Consider the following 9,716-nt stretch of genomic DNA (forward strand, 5'->3'; position numbering starts at 1 on the left):
CGGGGGGGGGGGGGGGGCGGCGCGGCCGGGCGGGGGGGGCGGGGGGGCGGGGGGGGCGGGGGGGGGGGGGGGGGGGGGGGGGGGGGGGGGGGCGCGCCGCGGGGGCCCCCCCCCCCCACCGGGCGGGACCTACGCCCTGCCCGTACGAGGCCCTGGTGCGGCGGCCGTTCGCGCGCGTCCGGGCGTGGAGCAGGCGCCGACGACGGTGCGAAGCGGCCCGGATCGGGCCGGCGGCCCGACCGCGCGGGCCGCCGCCGTCACTTCCGCCAGAACAAGTGGTGCGCCACGCCGCTCGGGCTCGGCACGACCTCGAGGTGGTACCGGTCGCGCAGGTCGTCGGGGGAGTCCCACAGCCGCAGCCCCGAGCCGAGCTGCAACGGCGAGACCGTCACGTGGAGGGTGTCGACGAGTCCCGCGTCGAGGAACCGGCGGATCGTGGTGACCCCGCCGCCGAGCCGGACGTCCCGGCCGCGCGCCGCCTCCCGTGCCTGTTCGAGGACGCGGGCCGGCTCGCCGTCGACGAAGTGGAAGGTGGTGTCGGAGAGCGTGATCGGCGGACGGCCGTGGTGGGTCATGACGAACACGGGCGTGTGGAAGGGGGGTTCGTCGCCCCACCAGCCCTGCCACTCGTGGTCCTGCCAGGGGCCGCGCTGCGGGCCGAACTTGTTGCGGCCCATGATCTCCGCGCCGATGTTCCGGGCGAAATCCCGGGTGAAGTAGTCGTCCAGGCCGCGACTGCCCCCGCCGTCCGTCCGCATCGGCCAGCTCGCGGTGGCGCCGGCCCAGCCGAAGAGGCGCTCCGGAGCGGGCAGGCCGAACGGCTGCTCCAGACTCTGGTGCTCCCCGGCGCCGATGCCGTCGCTCGACACGTTGAAGTTCATGACTCTCAGCAGCTGGTTCACGCGCTCTCCTCGTTCGTCGCCGTAGCCGGCCCGCGCGGGCGGGGGTGCCCGTACAGAGACGTCGACCGGGGATGCGCCGGATCGACAGCCGCGGACGCTTCCTTCTCACGCCGGGTACTGCCGGTCCTTCATGGCGAGGTCCGGCCGTTGTCAGCCCGGGTGGACCGCGTCGTACCGCCGCGGGCTGCTTCGAGGCCGCCCCGGCATCCCCGGAGCGTGCGCGGTGGGGGCCCGTGGCGTGGTGGCGCTGCGGAAAGGCCGAGGGAGACGACGTCGTTCGAGCCGGGACACCGTGACGTCGAGGGCCGGGTGGCCGTCCGCGACTCCCGGAGGGCCGCCCGCCGTGCGCGCCCGCAGGCGGATCGCGCGGCGGACGGCCCTCGGGGGTGGAGGTCTGGAGGCCCCCACGGGTTCGGCCCGATCAGACGGGGACGACCTGCTCGGCCTGCGGACCCTTGGCTCCCTGCGTGACGCCGTACTCGACCTTGGCGCCCTCCGCCAGCTCCTTGAAGCCGGTGGTCTGGATCGCGGAGAAGTGGACGAACACGTCGGGACCGCCGTCATCCTGCTGGATGAATCCGAAGCCCTTCTCCGAGCTGAACCACTTCACGACACCTGTTGCCATCTGTGCATCCTCTGCGACTGCGTGACCGGACCGCACCGTGCGCGCGACCCGATCGATGTTGCCCCGCCGGGCGGGTGGCGTAACGCGCCATATCGGGTGGTTCACGGAAGGTGACCGACCGTTCTGCCCAGGGGCCAGGCGTCGATGTCGCGGTAGTGGTGGCGGCCGGGACCGGGGCCTGCGTGGCTGCCGACCAGGTGAAGGTGTTCGGCCGGCCAGCACCGGCCGGCGAAGGCGGAGATCCCCCGGGCGATCTCCGCGGCCGATGCGACGTCACCCCGACGGGCGCGCGCCAGGGTGAGGTGGGGACGGAACGGCCGCTCCGCGAAACCGACACCGCAGTCCCGGACGGCGCTCCGCACGTCCGCGGCGAGCCCGTGCAGCCCCGTGAGGTCCCCCTCGACCCCGCTCCACACCACCCGGTCGTCGAACGTGCCGCTGCCGCGCAGGGCGAGCGACAGAGGGTCGCGGCGCGCGGCGAGGGCGGCCAGGGCCGGCCGGAGGCGGGGAACCGACGCGGCGGGCAGCTGACCCAGGAACGCGAGCGTGATGTGCCAGTCCTCGATGCGGTTCCACCGCATGGCCGGATGGGCCGCGTAGGCGGGAGCGAGCGCCGCGGCCAGTTCGGCCTTCGCCCCGTCGGGCGGGGCGAGCGCGACGAACACACGGACGGTCGTGGGCGGCGGCTGATCGTTCACCGCGACTTCGTACCGCATCCGGGCGCAGGACGCGAAACGCCGGCGTGCGCGGGCCGGCCCCGCTCCGCGCCCGTCCCCCGCTGCCGGTGCCGGTCAGGGTGGGGAGTCGCCGCGCTCGCGGGCCTGGCGCAGCAGCGCGTCGAGATCGCCGAGCCGGTCGAGGCCGCGCACCGCCTGGCTCATCCGGTTGTTGCCCGCCAGCCGCCGCCGGTGCCGGTGCAGGAAGGCCCAGTACCCGGCGGTGAACGGACAGGCGCGCTCGCCGGTGCGGTCCGTGGGACGGTACGCGCAGCCCGAGCAGAGATCGCTCATGCGGTGCACGTACGCGCCGCCGGAGGTGTACGGCTTGGTGGTCATCCGCCCGCCGTCGGCGTACTGGGACATCCCGACGACGTTGGGCAGCATCACCCAGTCGTAGCCGTCGACGAAGCAGCGGTGGAACCAGTCGGTGACCGCCCGCGGGTCCCAGCCCTGCTGCAGGGCGTGGCTGCCGAGCAGCATCAACCGGGGGATGTGGTGGGTCCAGCCGGTGTCCCGGACCTGGGCCAGGGTCGTGGCCAGGCAGCGGGCCGTCACCGCGTCGGCGTCGAGATCGAGGAACCAGTCCGGGAGCGGGGCGTGGTGCCCGAGGGTGTTGCTGTCGCGGTATGCGTCGCCGAAGTACCAGTACAGGTGCCAGACGTACTCGCGCCACCCGGCGATCTGCCGTACGAATCCCTCCACGCTGTTGATCGGCGCGTCCCCCGCACGCCAGGCGTCCTCGGCCGCCTCGACGCACTCGGCGGGGTGCAACAGCCCGAGGTTGAGCGACGACGACAGCAGGCTGTGGCTCATCACCGGGTCCGCCGTCAGCATCGCGTCCTCGTAGGCGCCGAAGCCTCCGAGGCGGTGCTCCACGAAGCGGCGGAGGGCGGCGAGCGCCTCGCGGCGCGACGCGGGGAAGCGGCGCGGGCCGTCCCGTCCGACGAACGTCACCTCGCCGTCGCGCTCCCACCGGTCCAGGTCGTTTCGGACCTCCTCGTCGATCGCGTCCTCGCGCGGCCGGTAGGGAGCCGGAGCGCCCAGGGTGCGGGCCTTCTTCGGGGGCGTTTCCCTGTTGTCGTGGTCGTGGTTCCAGCGCCCGCCCGCGGGGTCGCCGCCGTCCATCAGCAGGTCGTGCCCGCGCCGCACCCACCGGTAGAAGTCCTCCTGGCGCAGCCGCTTGCCGCCGAGGCCGTCCGCCCAGGCGTCGAAGTCCGGCCGCGGCACCAGGAAGCCGCGAGGCGCCAGGACGTCGACGCCGTCCAGCGACCGGACGAACCGGAGGGCGGCGTGCGAGGTGGGGTGATGGACCGTCACCCCGTCGTCGGTGAGGCCGTCGTCCGCCGCGGCGCGCAGGCCCTCGCGGTAGGTGTCGGCGCGGATGTAGTGCGCCCGGTCGCCGAGTTCGGCGGCCCGGTGGCGCATCGCGGACAGCACGAGATGGGCCTTGGCGCGGTGGAAGCGCCGGCGGCGGAACACGGACCGCGCCTCGACGAGGAGCACGGCCGCGTCCCGGTCCGGTCCGTCGTCGCCCGGGGTGAGGAAGTGGGGGCCTAGCTGGTCGCCGAAGAGCCAGTGGGCAGGGGTCATGAGCGCGCTCGGCCTCCATCGCCGCGTCGGACGTCCGGCGGTCGGAGCGGCCGGTACGCCGGCCGCTCCGTCCGGGGCCCGGGCCGGTGCGGCGACGCGGCGCCGGACCCGGTGCACGGTCCTCTCTACACGGCCGCCGGCCGGGCGCGGCGCCTTACCGGGGCGCGTCACCCGCCGCCGACCCGGACGAGTGAAGGAGGCCCGCGAAGGCCCCCGCCGGCCCGGCGGGCCAAAAGCGCCGGCGCGCGAGGAGAGCGTCCGTGGCGGCCCGCGCGGCGCCGGCCCGCACGACGGCGGACCTGCACGGGACGCCCGCGTCCCCGTGCGGGCGGGGCATGCCGCTGGACACGGCTCAGGCAGCCGCGTCCAGCGGGATCTCCAGCCGTCCGGCGATCGTGCTCAGCGCCGCACCCAGCGGGAGTTCCACGCGGGCGAGGGAGTGCCGGTCTCCGCGGGTCGGGTCCCGGTTGACGATCAGCACCGGCTTGCCGGCCTCGGCGGCCTGGCGGACGAACCGGAGCCCGGACATCACCGTCAGGGAGGAGCCGAGCACCAGCAGCGAGTCCGCCGCGCGCACCAGCCGACGGCAGTCCTCCACGCGGGCCGGCGGCACGGTTTCACCGAAGAACACCACGTCCGGCTTGAGGACGCCGCCGCAGACCGTGCACGGGACGACGCGGAAGTCGCCCACCTGCTCGTCCGTGAGGTCGGCGTCGCCGTCCGGGTTGACCGAGCCGGCCCGCGGGTCGAAGCCGGGGTTGGCCTCCTCCAGCCGCCGCGCCAGTTCCCGGCGGTGGGTGAGGTCCCGGCAGGACAGGCACAGCACGCGCCCCAGGCTCCCGTGCAGTTCGACGACCTCCTCGCTGCCCGCCGCCTGGTGCAGTCCGTCGACGTTCTGCGTGATCACGCCCGAGAGCAGGCCGTGCCGCCCGAACGCTGCGACGGCCCGGTGCCCGTCGTTGGGGCGGGCCCGGCCGAACGTCCGCCAGCCGAGGTGGCTGCGCGCCCAGTAACGGCGTCGCGCGTGGGCGTCCCCGGTGAACTCCTGGTAGGTCATCGGGGTGTGCCGGCTCAGGCTGCCGCGCTCGCCGCGGTAGTCCGGGATGCCGGACTCCGTGGAGATGCCCGCTCCGCTGAGCACCAGGACCCCGCCGGTCCGCAGGGCGTCGGCGACCGGTTCCAGGTCCGTCGTGCCGGGCGGCGGCTCCTCCGTGGGGGTCCAGCTGAGCGTGGGGCGCGTGCGCATGCTGCCAGGATACGGACCCGTCGCCGACCGCACCCGGTGCGCGGGGTGTCGTCCGCGGCGCGGAAGGCGGGTGAGCCCGCGGGCACGGGCCGAGGGCGCGTCGGGGTCTGCCCCGCCCGCCGCCGGACGGGGTGCTGAGCACGCCGGCCGCCGGTTCTGAGTACGGGTACTCAGGGCAACGCCCCGGCGTGGAGGCGAAGCTGGGTGCCGACCGAGTGACTGGAGACCAGCATGAACGTGCCCCGGACGATACGCATCGCCGCCCCGCGCCGCGCAAGGAGCCGGGTCCTCGCCGCCGCGCTCACCGGTACGGCCGCCGTCGCCGCGCTCACCGGCTGCGCCGGATTCGAGTACCGCGAGGCCGTCTGCGGTGGCGGCGAGTACCCCGCCCTGACGGTCGGCGGGACGGGTTCCGCCTGCTTCTCCGACAAGGAGGAGCCGTCGGCGGGATACACCCGCTACCCGGCCGGAAAGGTGCCCAAGGAGGTCGACGACAAGTGGGACGTCTACTGGCGCACCCACACGGTCGACGAGGACGGGAAGATCACCTCGGTGCCGGCCGGGAGCTGACCGGCTGCGGCCCGGACGCGCACCCGGGCTCCCGTTCGCGGGGGAGAGGGGGCCCGGGACGGCGGCGGTCGCGGGCCGGCCACTCGGCCCCGCGCCCGGCGGGACCGTCCCGCCGGTGAGCCGTGGTGCTCGCCGTGAGGACCCGCGCGGCCGGCCGCCGAACGCCCGGCTCGGCGCGCCACCGGCGTCGGAGGGGCTACGCCCCTCCGGCCCGCCCCTTGACGCCACGCCCGCGCGCCGGCCCTCAGAAGGTGCCGCCGGGTGCCGGGAGCCGTCGCGGTCGGGCCCCGTGGCCGGCGCCGGACCCGCGGACAAGGGCGGCTGCCGGCCGCGGCCCGCCGCCGAGGAAGACTATCCGCCGTTCACGGCCTTGCCGAGGTCCAGCGGCGTGGAGGTGGGGTTCGCCGGAGGGGTGAGGACCACCTGGGGCTGGCCGGGCACCGGGTTCGGGGGAGTCATGTCGGCCTGCGGCAGCTTGGGCGGGGTGGTCTGGTTGAAGACCGTCGTGTCGAAGTCGATCAGGCCGGTCTTCTCCATGACGGTGATGTGGTCGAGGACCGTGTCGTTCGCCTGGTCGGCCAGCGCGCGGACCAGGCTGTTCTTGGTCGTCGAACGAACCTTCGCGATCGTGTTGAAGATCGAACCGTGCGTCATGCGCAGGATGTTGGCGAAGTCGACGTCGAACTGCTTGCCCGATTCCCCCTGGAGCTGGCTGACGAATCCCACCTGCTGGGGACTCGCCACGTTGGGGAGCGTGATGTTCAGCATCGGTGCGATCTTGCGGCAGCTGGTGTCCAGCGCGGAGTGCCCGTCGACGAGATGCCGGGCCGCGGTCCGGACGGCCTTGCTCTGCCCCTTCTGCAGCCCGATCTGGCCGAGCGGGTACTCCCACAGGCCGGCCGCGCGCACCTTGACCACGAAGTCCCGCTCCCCCTCCGTCAGCGGACCCCACTGGGTGTTGGCGATGACCCGGTCGGTCGAGCTCGACGTGGTCTGCAGGCCGAGCATGGCCGGATAGGCGAGCGCGGCGAGTGTCAGGGTGAGAGCACCGCCCACAAAAAGTGTTCCGATCACATTCCGTGAACGCTGCACCGTTCCTCCTACCCCGTCGGCCTGTCAGGCGATCCGCTGTCACGCCTGGTGGGGCGGACGATGAGGAGTACGGACCGGGAGCCCCTCGGACTCAGCGGACCGGAAAAAATTCCCGGACACGGTGGACGAAGGGCGTCACGCCCCGCCGGTGGAGCCGCCGGTACCGGCGGGACACCGCGACGGCGGGCCCTCGGGGCCCTGGAGACAGGCGCGTTCGACCCCGGTCGCCCCCCGCTGCCGGGGCAGGACGGGGGAGTGGCACGGTTCCGCTCGCCCGCGCCGGTGAGCCGCGCGTCCGGCCGGGCGCAGGGCGCCGGGCGCCGCGAGCCCCGACTCCCCCGACCCGGATTCCGGGTGGCCCCGCGGTGCCGCGTCCCGGGGCACGACCCTGACGCGGGGGCCGGGTCGACCGTGCGTTTCACACGGTCGGTTGCTGACGTGTGTGACTGTCGGCCGCCCTCCGCCGGATGACACCGTCGTCCTGTCAGACCGGCACGGAGCCGGTACCGCCCACCGAGGGAGCGGACGTGATCAAGGGCTACGCCGCCTTCTGCGACGCGGACCGGTACTTCTACGACGCCCCGCACCGGCTCACCACCGGCCCGGACCGGGCGACCGACGGCCGGGCGGAGAGCTACGCCGCCGCCCTCGCCCCGCCCCCCGACGGCTGGCAGCGCCACCGGGTGGGGGACTGGCTCGCACTGCGCCCGCTGGACGCGCACCTCCCCGACCAGGGCTGGAAGATCCACGTCTCCGCGTGCCTGGACAACGCCGAGTCCATCCTCGACACGGTCTCCGCCTACTGCCTGCGGCACGCCGTCGCGTACAAGTTCGTGCCCAGCCGGTACCTGCTGCACCAGCGCAACGCCAAGTACGCCGACCGGGCGGCCAGCGGCAAGTTCCTCACCGTCTACCCGGCCGACGACGCGCAGTGCCACCGCGTCGCCGCCGACCTCGCCGCCCTCCTCGACGGCGAACCCGCGCCCTGCATCCTCAGCGACCTGCGCTGGGGTTCGAGCCCGGTGCACGTCCGGTACGGCAGCTTCACCCGCCGGCACTGCTACGACGACGAGGGCGAACTGCGGCCCGCCGTCCGCCGCCCCGACGGACGCCTCGTACCCGACCTGCGCGGACCCGTCTTCCGCACCCCCGACTGGATCGAGCCGCCGGCCTTCCTCGCCCCGCACCTCGCCGCCCGGTCCGCCGTCACCGTCACCGAACTCCCCTACACGGTCGAGTCGGCGCTGCACTTCTCCAACGGCGGCGGGGTGTACGTCGGCCGCGACCGCGCCACCGGAGAGAAGGTCGTCCTCAAGGAGGCCCGGCCGCACGCCGGACTGGCCGCCGACGGGGCCGACGCGGTCGCCCGGCTGCGCCGCGAACAGCAGGCGCTGGAAAGGCTGTCGGGACTCGGCTGCGCCCCCGAGGTACGGGGGACCTTCACCGTCGGCGACCACCACTTCCTCGCGATGGAGTTCGTCGAGGGCAAGCCCCTCAACACCTTCTTCGCCCGCCGCCACCCCCTCATCGAGGCCGACCCCGGTCCCGAGGCGCTCGCCGCGTACACGGCCTGGGCGCTGCGCGTGCACCGGCTGGTCGAGGACGCGGTGCGAGCCGTGCACGAGCGCGGCGTCGTCTTCAACGACCTGCACCTGTTCAACATCATGGTGTCCGACGACGAGGAGTCCGTCACCCTCATCGACTTCGAGGCCGCTGCACCCGTCGAGGAGGACCGCCGCCAGACCGTCGCCAACCCCGGCTTCGTCGCCCCCGCCGACCGGCGCGGAACCGACGTCGACCGCTATGCGCTGGCCTGTCTGCGGCTCGCCCTCTTCCTCCCGCTGACCAGCCTGCTGCCGCTGGACCCGGGCAAGGCCCGGCACCTGGCGGACATCGCGGCCGAGCAGTTCCCCGTCGACCGGGGGTTCCTGGACGAGGCGGTCGCCGAGATCACCCGGGGCACCGCCGTACCGCCCGGCGGACGCTACCTGCCCGTCGAACCCGGAGACTGGCCGCGCAGCCGCGACTCGATGGTCCGCGCCGTCCTCGCCTCCGCGACCCCCGACCGCGACGACCGCTGCTTCCCCGGCGACATCGCGCAGTTCGCCACCGCGGGCGGCGGCGCGACCTTCGGCTACGGCACCGCCGGGGTGCTGTACGCCCTCGCCGAGACCGGCGCGGACCGGGTCGCCGAGGCGGAGGAGTGGCTGCTGCGCCGCACCAAGGAACCCGAGTCCGGCTCACCGATCGGCTTCTACGACGGCCTTGCCGGAGTGGCCTGGACACTCGACCGCCTCGGCCACCCCGAACGGGCCCTGGAACTGGCCGAGACGGTCCGGGACCAGCCGTGGGAGGGCATCGCGCCCGATCTGCACGGCGGACTCAGCGGCGTCGGCCTCGCCCTCGACGCCCTCGCGGCCGGCACCGGCACACCGGCCCTGCACGACGCGGCCCTGCGCTGCGCCGAACTGGTCGCCGGCGCCGTCCCCGGCATCCGCCGCGCGGGGCTGCTGCACGGAGCGTCCGGACCGGCCCTGCTCTTCGTCCGCCTCCACGAACGCACCGGGGACACCGCCCTGCTCGACCTGGCGCGCGACGCGCTGCGGCAGGACCTCGCCCGCTGCGTCCGCAGCGCCTCCGGAACACTCCAGGTGGACGAGGGATGGCGGACCATGCCCTATCTCGGCGCGGGCAGCGTCGGCATCGGCATGGTGCTCGACGACTACCTCGCCCACCGCACCGACCCGGACCTCGAACAGGCCCGCCGGGAGATCGTCGCGGCGGCGCAGGCCACCTTCTACGCCCAGCCCGGGCTGTTCCGGGGCGCGGCCGGCATGGTGCTGCACCTCAGCCGCACCAGCACCAAGGGACCCGGGACCGCGCCCGCCGACCTGCGCCGGCAGATCGACGCCCTCGCCCGGCACGCCGTGCCCTACCGAGGCCGACTCGCCTTCCCCGGCGAGCAGATGATG

General features: G+C 74.7%; 8 protein-coding genes. 2 read left to right on the forward strand and 6 right to left on the reverse strand.

Translation table 11 applies throughout. From position 1 onward, the window contains the following. Positions 1–257: 257 nt before the first annotated feature. From ACGFS9_RS32650 to ACGFS9_RS32670, 5 genes are all read right to left on the reverse strand, one after another. Complete coding sequence (locus tag ACGFS9_RS32650) at positions 258–902, reverse strand: dihydrofolate reductase family protein (RefSeq protein ID WP_393258599.1); 645 nt, start codon at positions 900–902, stop codon at positions 258–260. Positions 903–1,323: 421 nt separating this feature from the next. Then, the gene (locus tag ACGFS9_RS32655; RefSeq protein ID WP_393258602.1) at positions 1,324–1,527 is read right to left on the reverse strand and encodes a cold-shock protein; all 204 of its coding nucleotides are present in this window, start codon (positions 1,525–1,527) and stop codon (positions 1,324–1,326) included. Positions 1,528–1,628: 101 nt separating this feature from the next. Next, on the reverse strand, positions 1,629–2,243 hold the full coding sequence (gene thpR / locus ACGFS9_RS32660; protein ID WP_393258605.1) for an RNA 2',3'-cyclic phosphodiesterase: 615 nt from the start codon (positions 2,241–2,243) through the stop codon (positions 1,629–1,631). Between the two features lie 75 nt (positions 2,244–2,318). After that, the gene (locus ACGFS9_RS32665; protein WP_393258607.1) at positions 2,319–3,836 is read right to left on the reverse strand and encodes a cryptochrome/photolyase family protein; all 1,518 of its coding nucleotides are present in this window, start codon (positions 3,834–3,836) and stop codon (positions 2,319–2,321) included. A 352-nt stretch (positions 3,837–4,188) separates the two neighbouring features. After that, positions 4,189–5,082, reverse strand: coding sequence for an NAD-dependent protein deacetylase (locus ACGFS9_RS32670; RefSeq protein WP_393258610.1), 894 nt, complete (start codon positions 5,080–5,082; stop codon positions 4,189–4,191). A gap of 231 nt (positions 5,083–5,313) precedes the next feature. On the opposite strand from ACGFS9_RS32670, the gene ACGFS9_RS32675 reads away from it, so the two are divergent. Next, positions 5,314–5,652 carry an SCO0607 family lipoprotein gene (locus ACGFS9_RS32675; RefSeq protein ID WP_393258612.1) on the forward strand — a complete coding sequence of 113 codons (339 nt, stop codon included), beginning with the start codon at positions 5,314–5,316 and terminating at the stop codon, positions 5,650–5,652. Positions 5,653–6,003: 351 nt separating this feature from the next. Here ACGFS9_RS32675 and ACGFS9_RS32680 read toward each other — a convergent pair whose 3' ends face one another. Then, a complete protein-coding gene (locus tag ACGFS9_RS32680) occupies positions 6,004–6,708 on the reverse strand; it encodes a DUF4142 domain-containing protein (protein WP_393258617.1) in 705 nt (234 codons plus the stop codon). A gap of 563 nt (positions 6,709–7,271) precedes the next feature. Here ACGFS9_RS32680 and lanKC point away from each other — a divergent pair. Beyond that, positions 7,272–9,716, forward strand: a 2,445-nt coding sequence (gene lanKC / locus ACGFS9_RS32685; RefSeq protein WP_393258615.1) for a class III lanthionine synthetase LanKC, incomplete at its 3' end; no start/stop codon positions are given.

The organism is Streptomyces sp. NPDC048566, assembly GCF_043199735.1.
Classification (GTDB): Bacteria; Actinomycetota; Actinomycetes; order Streptomycetales; family Streptomycetaceae; genus Streptomyces.

Coding starts and splice junctions, on each gene's coding strand:
- ACGFS9_RS32655 (WP_393258602.1), bottom strand. CDS start 1,527: ATGGCAACAGGTGTCGTGAAGTGGTTCAGCTCGGAGAAGGGCTTCGGA.
- thpR (WP_393258605.1), bottom strand. CDS start 2,243: ATGCGGTACGAAGTCGCGGTGAACGATCAGCCGCCGCCCACGACCGTC.
- ACGFS9_RS32665 (WP_393258607.1), bottom strand. CDS start 3,836: ATGACCCCTGCCCACTGGCTCTTCGGCGACCAGCTAGGCCCCCACTTC.
- ACGFS9_RS32670 (WP_393258610.1), bottom strand. CDS start 5,082: ATGCGCACGCGCCCCACGCTCAGCTGGACCCCCACGGAGGAGCCGCCG.
- ACGFS9_RS32675 (WP_393258612.1), top strand. CDS start 5,314: ATGAACGTGCCCCGGACGATACGCATCGCCGCCCCGCGCCGCGCAAGG.